Below are 18,787 nucleotides of genomic sequence, written 5' to 3'. Positions count from 1 at the left end.
GAAGTTAAGATATAAAAAAGGCTGCTTTTAGATGGAAAAATCTCAACTAAAAGCAGTCTTCATTTTAGCTCAACATCGTGATGAACTGTTATGAAGAAGCGAAACGAGTTGTTCAAACGAAACAGGAGGGCTAAATAAATAGCCTTGGATTTTATCGCAATGGTGCTGCTCTAAGAAGCCTAACTGTTCTGCTGTTTCTACTCCCTCGGCAACCACTTGCAAGTTTAAGTTATGCGCGAACGTGATCAGCGCAGACGTCAAATGAGCGGTATTTGGATTGGTTGTTACATCGAAAATGAATGATTTATCAATTTTCAATGTGTCAACGGAAAAGGTTCGTAAATATCCGATGGAGGAACGGCCGATTCCAAAATCATCAATCGCGATGCGGACACCTATATCTTTTAATTTCTGAATGCTATGGATGACGTGTTTTTCGTCGCATAGGGCAATATTTTCCGTAATTTCTAGTTCTAAATAGTTTGCTTGTAATTTATTCTTTTGTAATAATTGACTGATCAACGCGGCAAAGTCATGATGCCGTAATTGCCGTAAGGAAAGGTTCACGCTGACGTACAAATGATCAAATCCGATTTCGTGCAAATGTTTTAAATCTTGAAGAGCGGTTATTAATATATGCTTGCCAAGCGATACAATGAGACCGTTTTCTTCTGCAACCGCGATAAATTCATTGGCCGGAATCTCCCCGATCTCTGGATGGTGCCAACGAACGAAAGCTTCTAAGCCGATAATCCGTTTGGAAACCGTGTCAACGATCGGCTGATAACATAAAGAAATCTCTTCGTTTTCTAATGCGGTACGAAGCAGCTGTTCAATTTTTGATTTTCTTGTTCTCTGTTGTTCTAGTTTGGTCGTATAGAATGAAAATTGGTTTTTTCCTTTCTTTTTCGCATCATACATTGCCATATCGGCGTGTTGGATTAAGGTCATTTCGTCATCCCCGTCTTTTGGATACACGCTGATACCTATGCTTGTCGTAATAAAGACTTCTTTATTTTCAAGCTTAATCGGCTGGGTTAATATTTGAATGGTTTTGCAGGCTATTTCCTCGACATTGAGATCATTTCCGGATAAAAGAACGGCAAATTCGTCTCCTCCCAAACGGGCGATAAAGCAATCAGGATGAATCATTGTCAAGCGTTGCGCCACGTTTTTTAATAATAAATCTCCCATGACATGGCCAAATGAATCATTAATGTTTTTAAAGTTGTCTAAATCCAAGTACAGTATAGCGATTTGGCTGTTATGTTTTTCTGCCCTTTTCAGTTCGTTCTTTAGCTTCTCAATCAAGTAGCGGCGATTTGGCAAATCAGTTAATGCATCATGGTAGGCTTGATACTTAATTTTTTCATTGTATTTTTTTCGCTCAGTAATATCACGAAAGACAACGACAGAGCCGATTATTTCTCCGTTATCGTCGATCATCGGCGTAGAGACATAAGCAATTGGCAACAGCGTCCCATCTTTTCGAACACAAAAATCCTCTTCTACGCGATATGCTTTTTTTAATTCCATCGTCTGATAGATCGGGCATTCACAAAGAGAAGCGCATTGATTTTCATTGCCGCAATGAATTTTTTGGAACAATGCTTTTCCTAACAATTCGTTTTTTTGATAACCGAGTAAACGTTCCGCTTCTTGGTTCATAAAAGTTATTTTTTTGTCTTTGTCTAATACGATGACCCCCTCACCTAATGACGAGGTGATCGTTTTTAGATGTTTCTCTCGTTTTTTCAATTCTTCCTCTGCCTTTTTCCGGGCATCGTATGGTTCTTTAATCGTAGCAATGTATATTCCTTTCATAAAATAAATGTAACTGATTCCTTTGTACAAATGACCTAAAAAATTTTGTACGTCGTACACGTTTTTATACAATGTAAACAAAAGTTCGCTTAAAACTAAAAATACAAACGCCAATATGAGGTCAAGATAGGATTTTTTGGGCTGTTTTTTGTAAGAAAGCAACGTCATAAAAGCGGTGAAAGCATAAAAAAGGATAACAATATATTCTAAGAAATTTTTTAAATTCGTTGTGCCTTTCCCATCGATAACGAGAAGCGGAAGTTTTTGTTCATAGCGAACGATAATATAAGAAATAACAAATACATAGAGAAGAGAAAAAATAAACACCGTCTTTTTCTGTGAAAATCCATAAAACCCGGTCAACTCTGTATATCCTGTGATCAGTTTGGGTACACTACAAATGGCCAAAAAAGACAACAGGAAAGCAGAGGTGCCTTATTTTTAGGCATCTCGTATATTCTGTATTCATTTTGGCTATACTAACTTACTTGTGGTCCTCGAAACGGTTCTTTTCGGGAAAGCATGCAGTAAATGGTGACAAGCATTCGGTGCGCGATCGCAACGAGTGCTTTTTTCTTTCCCCGGCGAGCCGCCAATGACCAAAATTTCGCCGCCAACGGTTGATTCCTGCATCGGGATAACGCCCATGCCGCCTCGCATAACGCGGATTTAATATGTGGATTGCCCTTTACCGTTCGTGTACTTTTGCGTTTTCCAGCGCTTTCGTGATTTCCCGGGGCCACTCCAGCCCAAGAAGCGAGGCGCTGCGGCGTCGGGAACTGTCCCATATCCACTCCGATTTCGGCGATGATGACGGCGGCGGTTTCCTTTTTCACTCCAGGGATCGTCATCAGAAGATCCATTTCCTGTTGATACGGCTGTAAGAGATGGTCGATGCGTTGGTCCATCTCCTGAATCAAGCTTTCCAAATACTCGATATGCTTCCACGATTGGCGAATCATGAATAACTCATGTTCGGTTAATGTCCCAAAGAGCGATTCCTGAATTTGTTGCTTTTTCCCTTTCATTCTCCCGTGAAGGCAAGCGTCGATGTCGGCTTCTTCGATATACCCCTGCTCCATTAAACGGTTCAAGAGTTTTCGGCCCGATACTCCGAAGATGTCGGAAATCACCGTACCCAGCTTGATATTGGAACACTCTAATACTTTATGGATTCGGTTTTTTTCCGCGGTCAATTGCCCCACCCACTTTTTGCGCAAACGGGTCAAGTCCCGCAATTCCCGAATTGGCGCGGGTGGCACAAAACTCTTTTCAATCAGTCCATAACGCAATAATTTAGCGATCCATTCCGCATCGGATACATCCGTTTTTCTCCCTGGGACGTTCTTGATACGCTGAGCGTTGGCCAAGGTAATGTCAAAGTAGTCTTCTAAAATGTTAAAGACCGGTTTCCAGTAAACTCCCGTGCTCTCCATCGCTAGATGAGTGATTTTTCGATCCTCGAGCCATTTCAGGAGACGAAACAAGTCTTTGGTGAACGTCGAAAACGTCTCGATCTCCTTTTGAATGTGGTCTTCTTCTCCCCAAAGCGCACAAACGACAATCGTTTTGGCATGGATATCTAACCCTGCGCAACGATGATAAAGCACATCCATGATCCTGACTCCTTCCATTGATGAATTCGCAAACAGTGAGTCCACTTGTACGTTAGGCATTTTTCTGTTCGTAGTCACCTTTTCACAGGAAAAGGGCTCACAATGGGTGGAACACCAAATGGACTCAAACAGTTTTTTGTACAGGGTCGAACCACCATTAAAAAGCACGTCTTTTCAAACTGTTTGCGTTCATCATTCATTATGGGAAGGAGAGATGGATTTTCATGCCTGGGTGGGGAGTAAAATTTACTCATGGATGTTTTTTGTCTGCTTTGTACTTGTTTATCTGGAAAAAATATGATTAGAAACAGCATGCACGCTTGCGTTAATCTAGCGGCAATCCAAAACCATGTAGCTTTTTGCGCAGAACTTTCAGTAATGATTAAGCCAGGCATGCCTTTATATGAAAGCGTGTGCAATAAATCGATGATGCCGACTATGAGAAATACACCCGAATACCATAAGCGATATCTAGATAAATGTTGCGGAAAAATCATCCACCCTTGAATCGCGATGGACAACGAGACGGTGATGCTGAGGAATTCCAAGATGGTGTGTATGGATAAATATTGTTTTGCTTGGGCGACAAAATACAGTTCATCACGAAACAAAATGGTGGCCAAAAAAAATAAGGTGGCAATGCCTGCAATCATTATCGTTTTTTTCTCTTGCTGATTTAACATGCCAGGACTGTTCGTCATCGCTATCTCCCCTCCCCTTTTTAATATTTAACTATGACAATTTTACTATATATAGATAGTGTTGCAAAACTAGAGTAAAAGTTATGTATAAGGAAACAGCATCACACATGCAGTAAAATCGATGAAATCCATACCATCGCGGCTGTTCCACCCCTCCACTCTTTTACTTTAAATCCCCCTCCCATTTCGCGGCGAAGTTCAAACACAACCATCGAGCCAGGAAGAACCCGGCCATAGGCATCTTTTCGTTCCCCGCTATTGCAGCGGTTGATGGGGGAGATGAATAGGATTCCTGCTTGTCCGACTGTTTGTCGAACCTAAAAACTGCCTTGTGAAAAAGTTCCTCACTTCTACTCATACTTTTGTCACCTAATTTTCTATTTTTCCCATCCAAATAAGTATATTTTAACCAATGAAATCAGAGGATTTTGTCGAAATTAGTCGTATTAGCAAAATTTTTGGTATATATTTTTTATTTAAATAGCCTAATAGAGTGAACATCGGCCGAAAAAATCGATCCACAAAAAAAGCTTCTCCCTGTTTCGCGGTGAGAAGCTTTCCTAACAAATCATTATTCGATCCACATTTTCATTTCACTGGCAACGCAACTGACATGAACAACGCACTCACTCACCAAATGAATGATTCTAAACGGCCACAACTCAACGATCCATGTGCCCTTTTACCCGATTACCTCATCAAGCGGGGAGAAAAATAAAGCATCTTGCTTCGTCTCATGTTCTTTATGCCAATATAACAGTACCCGCCGCAGGACAAATTGTAGTATCTTGCTTACTATATTCCATACTGCCTCCAATGCCCTTAAAGCAAATCCTAATAATTCCGTTAATACTATATACGCTTTCGATGATTGGTTCCAACGAATATTCCGCTTTCCAACCAAAGTTCTTCGTAAATTTTTTTATGATGCGACAGGCCGCGCCGGGGCGCCCAGCGGCGGTCAGTGTGTCAATGACGCTTTGCTTCATATGTTTCAATGACTTCTTTCACGGAACAGTCTAAACCGCTTCCAAGATAGTAAAATTTCAGGCTGGCAAGTGACAGGCACCAAACCTAAAGGCTGCACATCATTTTCATATTCAAATGACAGAGATGACACGCACTAAGACGGGGGAGTATAATAATAGTAAAAACAAGTGAGGATAGAAAAATGGCAGGTGGTATATCGTATCATGCGAAAGACGTTTTGTTTAAGTCGTTAAGCGAATTGTACCAAAATCAAGCGCTCGATGTGTACGGACTACATGGACTGCCGAAAATTAAGACACTGTTGCCTAATGAATATCCAGCTGTACGAGCGGATGAAAAGCGTTCAGACACCTTGTTTCTTCTCGAAGACGATTCGATCCTTCTCCTTGAATACGAAAGCAACCAACGATTTATTGAAAACCATTTAAAGTACCTCGATTATGCTTACCGAATTTTGCACACATACTATAGACAGCAGAAACAAATCAGGCCTATTCATATCGTTGTCATTTATACGAGCGAAGTCACAAGCGCTCACGAACAATTGCACGCTGGAGATGTGTTGATTTCTTCGAAAGCCGTATTGCTTTGCGAATACAACGGAGATGCGATTTTCCATGCCATCGAAGAAAAAATTCTCAACAACGAACCGTTAACAGCGGAAGAAACGATGAAACTCATTCTCGTTCCACTTATGAATAGTCGTTTCGACCGGCAAACGATGATTGAAAAAACGATCGAGCTCGCAAAAGAAATTCGTGACGAACCAACGCAACTACACGTCATCGCCGGCATCTTAACCGCTACCGATAAGTTTATTGACGAAGAATATGTCAAAAAAGTAAAGGAGTGGATCAAAATGACAAAGGTCATTCGGCTTTTCGAACAGGAAAAAGAAGAAGCAGTGAAAGAAGCAGAAAAACAGAAGGCAATTGAAATCGCAAAAAACTTACTAGATGTCCTGCCTATTCATGAGATTGCGAAACGGACCGGATTAACCGTTGCTGAAGTGGCAGACTTAGCGAAAGAAATGGGCAAATAATCTGTCGCGCGACACGACCATCCCCAACAAAGAGCCGTAACGAACAGGGGCGGCTCTTTTCATCGGCCAGCGGCGACAGGCTCTCTCCGTCATTCGATTGGGCGAGGCTGTTTGGCGCTGAGGAAATGAGTAGTAGCCGGGATTTTATCATGATGCCCCTTGTACTTTTGCTGCTAACAATGGACGCGCTGATAACTTGTTTGCCCCTATTCGGCATGCTAATGGCCATAAAACACCCGCAAAATGAATTCTCGCACGCGGCACCTTTTTCTGCTCAAAAGCCAGCAGAAAAGAACACGAATCATACGGTACTTGGCGAAACGCCACATGTATTGCCGGGTGATCGATATGTAAAACCTTATACGGGACGAGCGGTTTTGTATTACATCCTAACGGCTGCCTATCCAACCAAAAATGATGAAGCGGGTGATGATGGCCAAAACAATCCATATCTTGATATTGCTCATCCAGCTTTTCAGCTTAACAGCGCAACGGCAGCAAGGCTACAGCACCGAGAGATCTATCGACCATTCTCGGCGCTTCACAGAACCTGACCCTTTTCCTTGTCTAACAAATGATAAAGACGTTCACGCAGTTGCTTATAGAGAAGCGGACCCTCTATTTGTGTCTTTTTCGGAACTCCTTTTAACGAAAACGGAACACTCATGTACTTTTCCGGATGCAACCGAAGTTCGTGGCTAAATGCATCTCTTGGCTCTGAACCGACCAATATGACCAGTTGGGGATTTAATAAATGTATTTCGTCCATTAACAGTTCCTTGCACTTTTTCATATCCCGGATCCCTCTATGATTAGCTACTCTAGCAAAGTCCGTCACATATGCCGACAAGTGACAGGTACCGAGCACAGCGCTTTCGATTTCGGCCGCGGCTAGCCTTTGTTTTGCGTCCGTATCACCTCGAGCGCCAGCGCTTGCATCGCCTCACAGACTAGCTCGGCATCAGCTTCATCGATCTCTCCTGCATCGACCCATTCGGCCACGAGGTTTTCGGTTAATTTCATCACCTTTTTCTCATCCCAGTCTTCCCTCTCGAGCAGCTCCTCCATTTTCGCCATCAGCTCGTCAAACAATAAGTCGATTTCGTCCTCTTCCATATCGTCATCAAAGAGCCACCCGTCCTCATCGGAAAGGTCCCAATAATCATCAGCAGAATCATCCTCGTCATCAACCAGCTCCCAGTCGTCATCATCAAGAAAATCCAAATCTTTATCGTCCCATTCGTCGTCATCATCGATCATGCTGTCGAAAGAAAAGAGCATCAGATCGTCCACTCTGGCGGACATCTTGTCAAGCGGCACTTCGTATAAGAAGGCGACCTCCTCTTCCTCCAACTCTTCCCCGCCCGCTATGGCGCAGACGAAATAATGGAGGGTGGCCGCATATACTGCTGGATGGCCGATACGCGGATGCTCCTTATTGCAATACGCGCGCCAGATGACATGCGCCCGCACTAGCGCCTCCTCCTGGTCATTCGGGAAACGGCTCCTTAGCTCCTGCATCACCGCCTCGTACTCCGGCTTTTCCCATTCCATTTGCCGCACGAACTCCCAAATAAGCTGGCTCACCGCAAGATCCATCGCTTCTGGAAAAGCGTGGCGCAAAAACGCGCGGCCATCGGTTTCCCCGTGCTGCTCCTGGCGCAGTGTGGCAATCAACCGTCCGGCACCAGCGTGCGGAAACACAAGCAGCGTCGTGAAATACGTATACGCTTGTCCATATGGCACTAATAAACCGATAAGGATATCCCCTTCTTCCATCTCCGGCACTTCATCGGCCTCGAAAATATGGACCTGCTTTTCTTCCCCGGTCAGCACATCCCGTACAAACAAATTCCGTTCCCCATCGCGGCCGATGAGTTCGTCGAACGACGGCACCGCGCCTTGCCACGACTCAATTTGCGTCCGCACCGACGGACGCCAGCGCGCACTGCGCCGGTCTTGCAAATAAGAGGCGAAAATCGTTGTGTTTTCGCTTTCTAGCGGTAGGCAAAAAATCGCCCAGTTGGTGACAAACAGTTCGATTCCGATCGCCAGCGTTTCCGGTAGCCCTTCCGTCTGCCGCTCTTCGAGAAACGGAACGATCTCATCTTCATAACGGTCCGCTGCATACGCCAATACATCGCGCATACATTCCCCTAACTCCCGTTCCACAACCGACTGCAGCGAAACGGTTTTTTCCTTGCCGCAGCACTGCTTATACTTTCTGCCGCTCCCGCACGGCACGGAGCATTCCGCGAAATCGTTGCCAATAGTTTCACCTTCTTTACAATTTCGGCCATGCCGTTATTTTCTTAATTGTACCATAAACACCAATTGTTCTATAGCATAGAAAATGAAGTCACACCGTATCGATTTCTTGCGGTCTCGCTCCTGTTTGCCCTCAAGCAAAAATGAGAGTGGGCACGAACATCGCGGCTTGGCTTTTCCTTTTTGCACCAATGATACAATCCAATCCCATGTCCCATAAATCGGATGGTGACAGGCACCGAAAAAATGAAGAAATAGATAATGACACAATTATGGAACAAATTAATAACTATCGCTGGTTATCATCTATATCAAAACTAATTGAATCAATTAAAGAAAGAAGTTAAGAAAACATATTTGAACAGCCTCCCGCTAAACGCCATTCAGCAGGAGGCTGTTTTCTTCACATTTCGACTATGCCATTTCCACGCGCTTTCAACGATTTGTTCCAAAGAATATTCCGCTTTTTATGCGAGTTCTTCATAAATTTTTTGCGATGAGGCGACAAGGGGCGCCGGGTCGTCCGGGCGGCGGTCGGTGTATTCAATGACGCTTTGCGACCGATTACTTTTTCATCTGTTTCAATGAATTCGTTGACGGAATAGCCTAAGCCGTTGCCAAGATTGTAAACAGGTATCGATTTAGCTGTCGACCGGCTGCCAAGGGACAAGCACCCATAAAACCTCCCGTCAGCTTTCCGTCTCGGCAAGCGCCTGCGGCTCTACCTTCCTCAAAAAGAAAATGCCAAGGAGCACCATCACTAGCAGCGATCCCATCGCCAACCGATTAGCAATGTTACCATACGAATGAAGAAGAAGGGTAATGCTTCCGTAAATCCCCGGGCCGATGATGGCCGACACTTTTCCGGAAAAAGCGAACAGCCCGAAAAATTGCCCTTGCTTATCTTTCGGCGAAAGCTCGACAATATATGTTCTCGAAGTAACCCACATCGCTCCTAAACTAACGCCGAACAAGCTTCCAGCGATCCAAAAAGAAAGCTTGGAAAAAGCAAGCGACCCTATCGCCAGTGCGATGCACATCATGACGCCGACATACAAAACCGCTTTTTTTGCCCCTTTGCTTCTTGTAATATAGCCAAAAAGAAAGGAACCGATAATGCTAGAAACGGTGGAAACTAAATATAAAAGGATAAATTCTCCCGCCGTAAACCCGGCAATCGCCTTGGCATAAACGGACATGATAGCGATTGTCGTCGCCACCGCATCATTTAAAAAGAAATAAGCAATCATGAAAGTAAAAATGTGTTGATACTTTTTCATTTCTTTCAACGTCGCATAAATATCCCGATAGCCCGCCAAAAATCCGGCCTTTCGCTTTAGCAGAGCGGCTTCTTCTTTGACAAAGAAAAAAAGCGGTAAAGAAAAGAGGAGAAACAAAAGGGCGCTTGGAATAAAAGCCCGGTAGTAATCCTTTTCGCCAACAAACGGATACACGGCAAGCCCGACAAGCGTTCCGACATATCCGACGGCAACACCAAAACCGGAGATGAGCGGAATTTCCTGTTTATTCCCCAAAATAGAAATCATGGAATCGTAAAACACGAGGCTCGAATGATAAAAAAACTTTGCCGCGACAAATAAAAGCACGGTGATGATAAAAGATGCCGGCAATCCAAAAATGAAATTCGCAGGATTCGAATATCCGGCAACGCCCATAAGCAAAGTCGCCGCAACCGAAAGAGCCGTAAAGATCCCAAGCCATTTCTTTCTTCTCCCAGTCCGGTCAATCCATGTGCCGTATAAAGGAGAAAATACAACTAAAAAGAAAGAGGCTAACGCATTCGCATAAGAAATAAATGTACTGGCTATCTGGTTCAAGCTCTCGCTTTTTCCCACCGCTTCCGAAACATAAAGCGGGAAAAAAATCGTATTCACATTCGAGGAAAAAATCGTATTCGCAAAATCATACAACGCCCACGATAAAATCGGCAAAGAAACATACAGTTTCCAGCCCGGCCGCCTCTTTGTTTCATACGAAGGCAAGGCATCTTCTAACTTCTCCACTGCCCTCTCCCCCATTCTTTCAGTTATGGAACGGTCGGCAAACCGCTTATTCTAATATATAGATTACTTTACTTATTTAGTCATTTTGTTTCGTTGATGTAAATTTTTATGAAAGAACACCTCTCCGACTTCCGAAAAACAGCGGTTTTAATTTTACAGAATATACATAAAATTTTAACAAATTTTCACGCATTTGTGTATCATCATCGTTTTCCTGAATGGGTGAAGATTCAGCCGGCAATTGCCCCATCACACATATGCATCCTTCCTTATAAAAGGAAACCGCCAAACGCTCGATAGAAAATACCCGCCTAATATGCACAAACCGGCTAAAAAACGAGTAAACGAGGGACTATATTTTCTCCTTCTCCATTCTCGGAATTCCGCAGGGCTGTCAAGTGCTTCTCCTGACAACTTCTTTGGGGCCTGAGACAATTGAAAAAAGAAAAGGAAGCAGAGCCGTTTAGCCCTGATTCCTCCTGCTTAACCGATTTTATACTGTCCGCAACGCAACAGGAACCGACACAATCCCAAAGGAGAAGAACAATAAAAAACGGAGCCCCTACCAGCTCCGTTTTTTAGCACTTTTTCCCCATCATTTTCGAGCGATGGATAAGCGTCCCGATTTCATCCAATACACCGCTGCCTAAGACGACGCCAATCACAATCAAAACAAATCCCACCATTTGTGTAAAAGAAATAGATTCTCCGAGAAATAAATAAGCTCCCAGCAAAGAAAACAAAGGATTCAAATTAATGAAAATCGCCGATTCCACCGCACCAATATGCTGAATCGCTTGGTTGTAAAACATATGACCCAGCGCAGTGGCAAATACAGCAGAAGCAAGGAAGATTATCCATAGAGATGGCGTACCGTTGGCCAAGCTGGATAAGCCGTTCGGTTCCATCCATAAACTAATGAAAAATAAAAGCAAAGACCCAAACAACAACATCCAACCTGTCATCACACGCGCATCGATCGTTGCCTTTTTTATCATGATAAAACTGATTCCTTGAGATAATACGGCCAGAAATACATAAAAATCGCCAATGGACACATGGTGAATGCCGCTTTCGCCGTTTAACACAACAAACACCACGCCGGTAAACCCGAGGAAAATCCCGACAAACCGAAACACTGTAAACCGATCGCCCAAAAAGATGACCGCTAACACCGATGTCACCAGCGGAACAAGACCTAAAATTAAGCCAGCGTTGGACGCTGTCGTTTTGGTTAATCCAAGCGCAAGAAAAAGGTGATGGGCAACGACGCTAAACAAAGCGGCTATGCCAATATACATAACTTCCTTCCAAGTCAATTTCCGCAACTGCCCCATGAATAGCAAAATCAGAATCACAACAATCCCTGCTGTAAAAATCCGAAACGACGTTAACATCACCGGCGAAAAATGTTCGACTAAAATCTTGATGGCAGTCACGTTGAATCCCCAGATCATCATAATCAAGACGAGGGATATGTAAACGAACAGTTTCGACATGCCCGAACTCCTCTCACGCATAAATTTCTTTTTCTATCGTTTCAGCGCGTTTTTTGGCAATAGCGTTATGTCTTATGCCACCGTTTGCTGATGGGCTTCGGCGGATTGCGACAATTTGGTACCCTTTGATGGCTACCGGTCTCGTGGAAGAATACAGGCAGCGATTAGCCCCGGAAAGAACGACAGAATGCGGCAGCGAATGTGGCTGGAATTTCTGTCGGGGTGGTGATTCCTCTTTTCATTCACTGGATCCGGCGGTATCCACATCATCATGATGTATTGATCATTGGATCACCGTATGGCTTGTTTCCTTTACCTAAATATTGGATAACATAAATGATGAAAATGTTTCACGATATAGAAGGTAAAGGATGGATCAAATCGTGTCAACATATGCGAACAAGAAACACGTTATTATAATTGCCAAGACTGCTGACATTTTTCACTTCTTGGAATAAGGAGTCGAAAACAAAAGGAAGCCGACTGTTTACATATGGATCCTTTTCGAAACTCAGTCCTTTGAAACGAAACGGGCATTTCTGGCAAAAATTTAGGTTTAATGATCGATTTTCTGCCCAAGAATTAAAATACCTTATTGAAACCAATTCTCTACCTTCGTTTACCATTGTTTATTTTCCTGATATGGACAAAATCGTCCATAAAAATGGCCCGATGGATATAAAGGGAATCCGCAAAGTAGACCAACAGCTGCAAAACATATTGGGTTGCTACGATTCTTGGGAGGACGCTTTAAAGGACAATTATTGGATTATCATGGGAGACAACGGCCAAGCTCCCATTGACTCTGATCGGAACAAAGCCTTAATTGATTTAAGAGAATCCCTTCGTTCTTATCAAATCAAGAAATTAAAAGATGGGGTGAAAGATAGGGATGAAGTGGTGCTTGCGATGAATGAACGAATGGCCTTTATTTATACATTAAATCCTGAGCGTGCGCCACTTCTGGATATCGCGAAAACGTTGCAAAAGGACGACAGAGTGGATGTCATTGCTTGGATGGAAAAAGAATCCGTGCACGTCCTATCTGGAGTTCGGCCGGGAAGACTCATTTTTCAACCGAATGGGCCATTGGTGGATGAGTATGAACAATCGTGGGATCTAGCAGGAGATGTAGGAGTTTTGAATCTTACGGTAAAGAACAATAAGATTTTTTATGATGAATATCCGGATGCGCTGGCCCGATTGTACAGCTCGCTTACTTCTCATCGAGGAAATTATCTTGTCGCAAGTGCTAAACCAGGATTTGAATTTATCGGTGAAGGCTCTCCCACTCATGTTGGATGAGCAAGCCATGGGGGACTTCATAAACAAGATTCACTAGTGCCGATGATTGTAACTGGTACAGATTCGTCCCCAAAACATTTACGTATTATTGACTTAAAAGATTGGATTTTAACACTGATTGATTGATGAAGACGGGCAATTCAGCCTCCCGCTGACAACACTCCTTCAGCAGGAGTCTCTGTATTTCCTTCACATTTCCACTATGCCGCTTCCATGCATTAAAGATAATATCTTCAAGCGCATATTCCGCTTTCCAGTCCAGTTCCTTATCAAATCTTCTCCGAGGAGGCGACAAGGCGCGCCGGGGCACCCGGGCGGCGGTCGGTGGATTCAATGACAGCTTTGCGGTCGATGACTTTTCCACATGTTTCCATCACTTCTTTAACGGAATAGCCTAAGCCGTTGCCGAGGTTATAAAGAGCTTTTTTTCGACAAGTGACAGGTGCCCATACGATCAGCCCCGCTCCTCCTTGTTATTCGATCTAACTAAATTATGTTAACATAAAAAGCGATACTATCATTAGTGCATTTTGTATAATTAGGAATATCTTTTTATGTTTTTTAGTAAAATTATGGTTACTATATAAAAAATTACTAATTATTGTATCTCTTCTAGTTGTATAGCAAAAAAAAACACTCTATAATCTTAATAGTTGCATGCAAATTTGATACTAAAAGGAAGGTTACACATGAGAGCAAAACGTCGAAAAAAGAAAAAATGGCTGCGCTGGATCGGCGGGATTGTCGCCGTACTTCTCATTGGTACGGGAGCATTCGCCTATTCAGTGTATCACAACGTCAAACAGACATTGAATCAAATGCATGAAGATGTGAACTGGAAATCGGAGAAGCGAAATGATGAGGTATCGTTTGAGAAGAAGACGCCGATTTCAATTTTGCTCATCGGGGTGGATGAGCGGAAAGGAGATCGCGGCCGCGCCGATTCATTAATTGTGATGACGGTCAATCCGAATAAAAAATCCATAGAAATGGTCAGCGTTCCACGCGACACAAGAACGGAAATTGTTGGCAAAGGAACGAAAGATAAAATCAACCACTCCTATGCGTTTGGCGGGGTGGAGATGACGATGGCGACCGTCGAACATTTTTTGGATATTCCGATTGATTATTATATTAAGGTCAATATGGAAAGCTTCCGCGACATTGTCAATGCGGTCGGCGGAGTGACGGTGGACAACCCGTTTGCGTTTACGTATGAGGGGACGACCTTCCCGAAAGGAAAAATTACGCTAGATGGCGACAAAGCGCTCAAATATTCGCGCATGCGCAAAGAAGACCCGCGCGGGGATTTTGGCCGTCAGGATCGGCAGAAGCAAATTATTCAAGCGATCATCGAAAAAGGAGCAAGCTTTTCGTCGCTCGCTAATTATAGCGATGTGTTAGCGGCGATTGGGAAAAATATTAAAACAAACTTAACGTTTGACGAGATGAAAGAGATTCAGGCGAATTACAAAGACGCCCGCCAGCACATCGAGCAGCTGCATATTACCGGACAGGGGACGAAAATTAATGGCATTTACTACTTGCTTGTTCCGGAGAAGGAGCGGCTCGCCATTTCGAATAAATTAAAAGAACATTTGGAGCTGAAAACCACGTCGTAATGGAAAAAGCGTACCTCCAATATTTGCGGGGTACGCTTTTATTTGCGATAAAATAGTCGGCTAAATAGTCCGCCCAGCGCTTTTGGCCGTCTTTCATGGACAAGTCGGTGTCCGGGCGAATAGTTCACGCAGGCTGATGGTTTCTTCCATGATGGTAATTGTACCTCCTAAAAAATAGCTGCCAAATATAATACCGTACTCATTATAAACGATACCAATCGATATATCTAGACAAAATCCGTTGGTCATCATTTCCTCCATCACAGAAACGCCTTGGTTGCAACGATGGAGCGATGAAAAAATCACCATTTTTGTCCGTTATAAACAGAAAAAGGTTGCCCCATTTGTTCGTTGAGGCAACCTTTTTCCTTATTCGTCTTTGTTATCTTTATCTCTTGTATCTTTTGGGTCTTCGATTGGATCTTCGCGATCAGGAACTCTATCGTTTTCATCGTCGCCAGGTCCGTTGTTCGTGTCGTTGCCCGGCATCAGGCGATTGTTTTTATTGTCGTTCAAATCGCCTTTATTCTTGTTGTTGGCGTCATCTCTTTGATTAATATCGTCCGCCGGGTTCATATCCTTATCGTTGATGTTATTTTTGTTATTCCGATTGAAGTTGTCATTTCGATCGATGTTGTTATTTCGGTCAACGTTGTTGTTTGGCGGCGGCGGATTTTGATTGTCATTGTTTAGGTTGCAGCCTGCCGCAACCATCATGGCGACGAACGCGCAAAACAGCTTCAATAAAAGCCATTTTTTCTTCATTGTTGTTTCTCCTTTCTGTGAATATTGTGACCTTTATGTAAAGACCGGTCCTTGCTTATGTTTCCCAGAAAGGAGAATTTCATGCATTTGATCAGGAATGTTGCATCATTCGTTTGAGGTCTTTGAGTTCGGTTTCTTGGGAGAGGGAACGATAGGAGAGGGTTTCGATCATCCGCTCGTGTTAATGTAATTTGTCATGGATCTCTTCATACCGTTCATCGATATGCTGGGTAATTTGGTCAAAATAAGGAGCTAAGCTGTCAATGATGCTTTGTGAAAGCCTGCCGATCGTTTGTTCGACCCGCGCTTGTCCCTCCTGTAGTTCGGCAGCCGCCTCCTGTAGCGTGCGGACATCGGACTCCAGCTGCTTTTGGCTTTGTTTTACTTCGTTTAGGTCCACCCGCATTTCTTTTAACTCAAAAAGAATTTGTTCCATCAACCGTTCCATTGTCTCACCTCCTTCTTGACGTTTATTTTACCATACACAAAACAAACAGGCTCTCCTTTCATCGGTGAAAGGAGAGCTTCGTTTCATTCGCCTTGCTTATCGCCAAGGGCAAACATCAGCTCTGTTTCGCAGACGAGTTCGCCGTCAACGGTAGCGACACCTTTGCCTTTGCCGATCGTGCCGCGGGCGCGGATGATTTCGACTTCGAGGCGGAGCTGGTCGCCTGGTTTGACTTGCTTTTTAAAGCGGCAGTTGTCGATGCCGGTGAAAAAGGCGAGGCGTCCGCGGTTTTCTTCTTTTTTCAGCATCGCGACCGCGCCGACTTGGGCCAACGCCTCAACGATTAAGACGCCAGGCATGACGGGATATTCAGGAAAATGGCCGGCGAAAAACGCTTCGTTGGCGCTGACGTTTTTGATGCCGACGGCGCGTTTTCCTTCTTCGATTTCCAGGATGCGGTCCACTAATAAAAACGGATAGCGGTGCGGAATGATCGCTTGAATTTGTTGAATGTCGAGCATATGTATACCTCCTTTCGGTTACGGTGATGCAGAAAAGGAAGGCAGCCGCCTCCCAACGATCGTTATTTGCGCTGCGTGCCTTTTTCGACGAAGTCGATGATATGTTGCCATGTGGAGCGTTGGAACACCTCGAACGGGTTTCGGCCGCCGATGGCGCCATAGCCGATCATCGCTCCGGCGGCAAGGCTGATCGCCATCAGCACGGCAACAATAATCAACCGCAGCCAAATCGGGATGAGACGGGTGCGTTGGAAACGGAAGCGCCGTTCGGTCCGCGTTTCATCTTTCTGCACTTTTTCTTTTGATTCTCGGTTTTCCTCGCGCTGTTGTTCATTCATATGAATGTCTCCTTATGAGGAACGGATTCCGTTAATCAAGCCGAGCATTTGCTCGGAAAGCGAAATGGCGCGGGCGTTGAGCTGATACGCGCGTTCAGCGATCATCATGTCGGTCATTTCCGTACCAAGGTCGACGTTCGACCGCTCGAGCGCCCCTTGTGTCATGGCGATTTGCGCGCGCGCATTGCCGGTCATGTTGACCGCCACATCGGCGGCATTGACGTTTAACGCGTTCAAATTCGGAAGCGTAAATACGTTGTCTCCCGCCGACTGCAACAGCTGCGGCCGCAGCATCGTCGTAATTCCGAGATTGGCGCGTGCCAGGACGCGGCCATCGGGAGCGGTAGCCGTCAGCGTGCCGTTATTGGAAATGCGGATGTCTTTAAAGCCGTCCGGAAGCAAAATCGGTCGGTTGTTTTCGTCGAGCACCGGGTTGCCGTCGCTCGTGACCAGCATCCACTCATTGGGGGTTGCGGTGGACGGCGTTAAGTAAAACGCCCCCGCTCTTGTATAGCCGATCTCCTGTGCGCCGTTTTCGCCATGGAGAAGGACGCGAAAAAACTGGTCTTCCTTTGTCAGCGCCACGTCTAAAGCGCGGCCCGTTTGCGTCAGCGCCCCTTGCGTTAACACGACATTTGTCTCGGCAAGGCGCGCGCCGACGCCGAAGCGCACGCCGGGTGGCGTCAGGCGGTTGGCGCTGTCATTCGGCAAATCGTTAAACTGCTGGGCGAGCAGCTCGGCGAAATTCGTGTCGCGCCGTTTAAAGCCGGTCGTGTCGCTGTTGGCAATGTTGTTGCTGATGACATCGAGCTGCTTCTGGAGCTGATTCATCGTATTGGCGGCGGTAAGCATCGATCGTAACACATGCATGTCCCCCTCATTGTTATTTCAGACGGCCGATTTCGTTGACGGCTTTATCCATGCTTCGGTCATAGGCTTGTACAATTTTTTGGTTCGCTTCAAAGGCACGGTACGCGGACAAAAGCTCCGTCATAGTGCGGTCCAGATCGACATTCGAGCGTTCGATAAAGCCTTGTTTGAGTGTATAGGTCACGTTTGGATTGCCAAGCGCGCTCGGCAGTGTGCCGTTATTGCTGCGGAATAGGCCGTTTCCTTCTTTCACGAGCGTATTCGGATTGGCGGCAAACGCGATGTTGATTCTCGCAATGCGGCGGTTGGCCACAGTGATCGTCCCGTCGGCGCTGACGGTGAAATTCGTGCTTGGCAGCTGGATGCGCCGGCCGTTTTCATCTAATACGTACCAGCCGTCGTTTGTCGTGAGAAACCCTTGCGGATTGATGGTGAAATTGCCGTTTCTTGTGTAGCGGATGTCGCCGTTTTCATTTTGCACGACGAAAAAGAGCGCGCCTCGCTGTCCCGTCGCCGCGTCAACCGGAAGCGTTCCGTTGACTAAGGCGATGTCGGTCGGCTGCCCCGTTTTTTTTATGTCGCCTTGGCTAAAGTTTGGAATCAGCTCCTGCATGTAAACCCCTGTGTTGAACGACCCGACCGCCGGCTGCAATGGAAACGAACGCGGTGGTTTTGCCGGTACGGTCTCTTCGTCCAAACGGGAAAGGAGCAGTTCGGGAAACGCGCGCAATGCCGCTTGGTCGGCTTTATACCCAGGCGTATTGGCGTTGGCGATGTTGTTCGTTAACATTTCCACGCGGCGCTGCTGCGTCAGCATGCCGCTCGCCGCTGTATACAATCCCCGCAACAAGGACAGTCACCTCGCTTATTGGTGGCATTTTACTATCATTATAAGACAATAAAGCCAAAGAAACGAATAGGTACCATTTCCTAACGGTAGCTATTCGTCTTGTT

General features: G+C 45.1%; 19 protein-coding genes and 3 pseudogenes. 4 read left to right on the top strand and 18 right to left on the bottom strand.

Features of this window, described 5'->3' with window-relative positions:
- Positions 1-69: 69 nt before the first annotated feature.
- The 4 genes and pseudogenes from BDD39_RS02280 to BDD39_RS16710 form a co-directional block, all read right to left on the bottom strand.
- Complete coding sequence (locus tag BDD39_RS02280; protein WP_243845966.1) at positions 70-2,187, bottom strand: bifunctional diguanylate cyclase/phosphodiesterase; 2,118 nt, start codon at positions 2,185-2,187, stop codon at positions 70-72.
- A gap of 116 nt (positions 2,188-2,303) precedes the next feature.
- Positions 2,304-3,440, bottom strand: a complete 1,137-nt coding sequence (locus tag BDD39_RS02275) for an IS110 family RNA-guided transposase (RefSeq protein WP_166907772.1) — start codon at positions 3,438-3,440, stop codon at positions 2,304-2,306.
- A gap of 74 nt (positions 3,441-3,514) precedes the next feature.
- Positions 3,515-4,141 (bottom strand): membrane-associated sensor domain-containing protein, encoded by a 627-nt coding sequence (locus BDD39_RS02270; protein ID WP_243845965.1) that lies wholly within the window; start codon positions 4,139-4,141, stop codon positions 3,515-3,517.
- Positions 4,142-4,161: 20 nt separating this feature from the next.
- Positions 4,162-4,458, bottom strand: a pseudogene (locus BDD39_RS16710) (hypothetical protein); the annotation flags it as partial.
- Between the two features lie 854 nt (positions 4,459-5,312).
- Here BDD39_RS16710 and BDD39_RS02260 point away from each other — a divergent pair.
- Positions 5,313-6,173 (top strand): RpnC/YadD family protein, encoded by an 861-nt coding sequence (locus BDD39_RS02260; RefSeq protein WP_166907770.1) that lies wholly within the window; start codon positions 5,313-5,315, stop codon positions 6,171-6,173.
- A gap of 125 nt (positions 6,174-6,298) precedes the next feature.
- On the top strand, positions 6,299-6,727 hold the full coding sequence (locus BDD39_RS02255) for a hypothetical protein (protein WP_166907768.1): 429 nt from the start codon (positions 6,299-6,301) through the stop codon (positions 6,725-6,727).
- Here the strand turns inward: BDD39_RS02255 and BDD39_RS02250 are convergent.
- The 6 genes and pseudogenes from BDD39_RS02250 to BDD39_RS02225 form a co-directional block, all read right to left on the bottom strand.
- Complete coding sequence (locus BDD39_RS02250) at positions 6,715-6,966, bottom strand: hypothetical protein (protein WP_166907766.1); 252 nt, start codon at positions 6,964-6,966, stop codon at positions 6,715-6,717. The genes BDD39_RS02255 and BDD39_RS02250 overlap by 13 nt on opposite strands.
- A 98-nt stretch (positions 6,967-7,064) precedes the next feature.
- A complete protein-coding gene (locus BDD39_RS02245; RefSeq protein WP_166907764.1) occupies positions 7,065-8,417 on the bottom strand; it encodes an SEC-C metal-binding domain-containing protein in 1,353 nt (450 codons plus the stop codon).
- Positions 8,418-8,824: 407 nt separating this feature from the next.
- A pseudogene (locus tag BDD39_RS16245) lies at positions 8,825-9,084 on the bottom strand (UDP-glucose 4-epimerase GalE); the annotation flags it as partial.
- Between the two features lie 46 nt (positions 9,085-9,130).
- Positions 9,131-10,480 carry an MFS transporter gene (locus BDD39_RS02235; protein WP_208404319.1) on the bottom strand — a complete coding sequence of 450 codons (1,350 nt, stop codon included), beginning with the start codon at positions 10,478-10,480 and terminating at the stop codon, positions 9,131-9,133.
- Between the two features lie 91 nt (positions 10,481-10,571).
- Positions 10,572-10,718 (bottom strand): hypothetical protein, encoded by a 147-nt coding sequence (locus tag BDD39_RS02230; protein ID WP_166907760.1) that lies wholly within the window; start codon positions 10,716-10,718, stop codon positions 10,572-10,574.
- A gap of 325 nt (positions 10,719-11,043) precedes the next feature.
- Positions 11,044-11,964, bottom strand: coding sequence for a DMT family transporter (locus BDD39_RS02225; protein WP_166907758.1), 921 nt, complete (start codon positions 11,962-11,964; stop codon positions 11,044-11,046).
- 519 nt (positions 11,965-12,483) lie between these two features.
- Here BDD39_RS02225 and BDD39_RS02220 point away from each other — a divergent pair.
- A complete protein-coding gene (locus BDD39_RS02220) occupies positions 12,484-13,269 on the top strand; it encodes an alkaline phosphatase family protein (protein WP_243845964.1) in 786 nt (261 codons plus the stop codon).
- 187 nt (positions 13,270-13,456) lie between these two features.
- Here the strand turns inward: BDD39_RS02220 and BDD39_RS02215 are convergent.
- A pseudogene (locus BDD39_RS02215) lies at positions 13,457-13,700 on the bottom strand (UDP-glucose 4-epimerase GalE); the annotation flags it as partial.
- A gap of 258 nt (positions 13,701-13,958) precedes the next feature.
- Between BDD39_RS02215 and tagU the strand changes: the two are divergent.
- Positions 13,959-14,891 carry a polyisoprenyl-teichoic acid--peptidoglycan teichoic acid transferase TagU gene (gene tagU, locus BDD39_RS02210; RefSeq protein ID WP_166907756.1) on the top strand — a complete coding sequence of 311 codons (933 nt, stop codon included), beginning with the start codon at positions 13,959-13,961 and terminating at the stop codon, positions 14,889-14,891.
- 93 nt (positions 14,892-14,984) lie between these two features.
- On the opposite strand, the gene BDD39_RS02205 is transcribed toward tagU, so the two are convergent.
- The 7 genes from BDD39_RS02205 to BDD39_RS02175 form a co-directional block, all read right to left on the bottom strand.
- Positions 14,985-15,152 carry a hypothetical protein gene (locus BDD39_RS02205; protein ID WP_166907754.1) on the bottom strand — a complete coding sequence of 56 codons (168 nt, stop codon included), beginning with the start codon at positions 15,150-15,152 and terminating at the stop codon, positions 14,985-14,987.
- 108 nt (positions 15,153-15,260) lie between these two features.
- Positions 15,261-15,656 (bottom strand): hypothetical protein, encoded by a 396-nt coding sequence (locus tag BDD39_RS02200; RefSeq protein WP_166907752.1) that lies wholly within the window; start codon positions 15,654-15,656, stop codon positions 15,261-15,263.
- 181 nt (positions 15,657-15,837) lie between these two features.
- Positions 15,838-16,104, bottom strand: coding sequence for a hypothetical protein (locus BDD39_RS02195; RefSeq protein ID WP_166907750.1), 267 nt, complete (start codon positions 16,102-16,104; stop codon positions 15,838-15,840).
- Between the two features lie 83 nt (positions 16,105-16,187).
- Complete coding sequence (gene fabZ, locus BDD39_RS02190) at positions 16,188-16,625, bottom strand: 3-hydroxyacyl-ACP dehydratase FabZ (RefSeq protein WP_166907748.1); 438 nt, start codon at positions 16,623-16,625, stop codon at positions 16,188-16,190.
- Positions 16,626-16,687: 62 nt separating this feature from the next.
- Positions 16,688-16,963: a DNA-directed RNA polymerase subunit beta gene (locus BDD39_RS02185; protein WP_166907746.1), complete on the bottom strand. Its 276-nt coding sequence runs from the start codon at positions 16,961-16,963 to the stop codon at positions 16,688-16,690.
- A 12-nt stretch (positions 16,964-16,975) separates the two neighbouring features.
- Positions 16,976-17,827, bottom strand: coding sequence for a flagellar hook-basal body protein (locus BDD39_RS02180; protein ID WP_341801431.1), 852 nt, complete (start codon positions 17,825-17,827; stop codon positions 16,976-16,978).
- A 19-nt stretch (positions 17,828-17,846) separates the two neighbouring features.
- Entirely contained in the window at positions 17,847-18,683 is an 837-nt protein-coding gene (locus BDD39_RS02175; RefSeq protein WP_166907743.1) for a flagellar hook-basal body protein, read from the bottom strand.
- Positions 18,684-18,787 lie beyond the last annotated feature (104 nt).

Source organism: Saccharococcus thermophilus, from assembly GCF_011761475.1.
In the GTDB taxonomy this organism is placed as follows: Bacteria; Bacillota; Bacilli; order Bacillales; family Anoxybacillaceae; genus Saccharococcus; species Saccharococcus thermophilus.
The sequence above is the reverse complement of the archived record's forward strand: the minus strand, read 5'-3'. Positions and strand labels throughout refer to the sequence as shown.

What these genes read in the sequence shown, in the direction of transcription:
- BDD39_RS02275 (WP_166907772.1), bottom strand. Translation starts at nt 3,440, where the DNA reads ATGGATGTGCTTTATCATCGTTGCGCAGGGTTAGATATCCATGCCAAA.
- BDD39_RS02270 (WP_243845965.1), bottom strand. Translation starts at nt 4,141, where the DNA reads ATGACGAACAGTCCTGGCATGTTAAATCAGCAAGAGAAAAAAACGATA.
- BDD39_RS02260 (WP_166907770.1), top strand. Translation starts at nt 5,313, where the DNA reads ATGGCAGGTGGTATATCGTATCATGCGAAAGACGTTTTGTTTAAGTCG.
- BDD39_RS02255 (WP_166907768.1), top strand. Translation starts at nt 6,299, where the DNA reads ATGAGTAGTAGCCGGGATTTTATCATGATGCCCCTTGTACTTTTGCTG.
- BDD39_RS02250 (WP_166907766.1), bottom strand. Translation starts at nt 6,966, where the DNA reads ATGAAAAAGTGCAAGGAACTGTTAATGGACGAAATACATTTATTAAAT.
- BDD39_RS02235 (WP_208404319.1), bottom strand. Translation starts at nt 10,480, where the DNA reads ATGGGGGAGAGGGCAGTGGAGAAGTTAGAAGATGCCTTGCCTTCGTAT.
- BDD39_RS02225 (WP_166907758.1), bottom strand. Translation starts at nt 11,964, where the DNA reads ATGTCGAAACTGTTCGTTTACATATCCCTCGTCTTGATTATGATGATC.
- tagU (WP_166907756.1), top strand. Translation starts at nt 13,959, where the DNA reads ATGAGAGCAAAACGTCGAAAAAAGAAAAAATGGCTGCGCTGGATCGGC.
- BDD39_RS02205 (WP_166907754.1), bottom strand. Translation starts at nt 15,152, where the DNA reads ATGGAGGAAATGATGACCAACGGATTTTGTCTAGATATATCGATTGGT.
- BDD39_RS02200 (WP_166907752.1), bottom strand. Translation starts at nt 15,656, where the DNA reads ATGAAGAAAAAATGGCTTTTATTGAAGCTGTTTTGCGCGTTCGTCGCC.
- BDD39_RS02195 (WP_166907750.1), bottom strand. Translation starts at nt 16,104, where the DNA reads ATGGAACGGTTGATGGAACAAATTCTTTTTGAGTTAAAAGAAATGCGG.
- fabZ (WP_166907748.1), bottom strand. Translation starts at nt 16,625, where the DNA reads ATGCTCGACATTCAACAAATTCAAGCGATCATTCCGCACCGCTATCCG.
- BDD39_RS02185 (WP_166907746.1), bottom strand. Translation starts at nt 16,963, where the DNA reads ATGAATGAACAACAGCGCGAGGAAAACCGAGAATCAAAAGAAAAAGTG.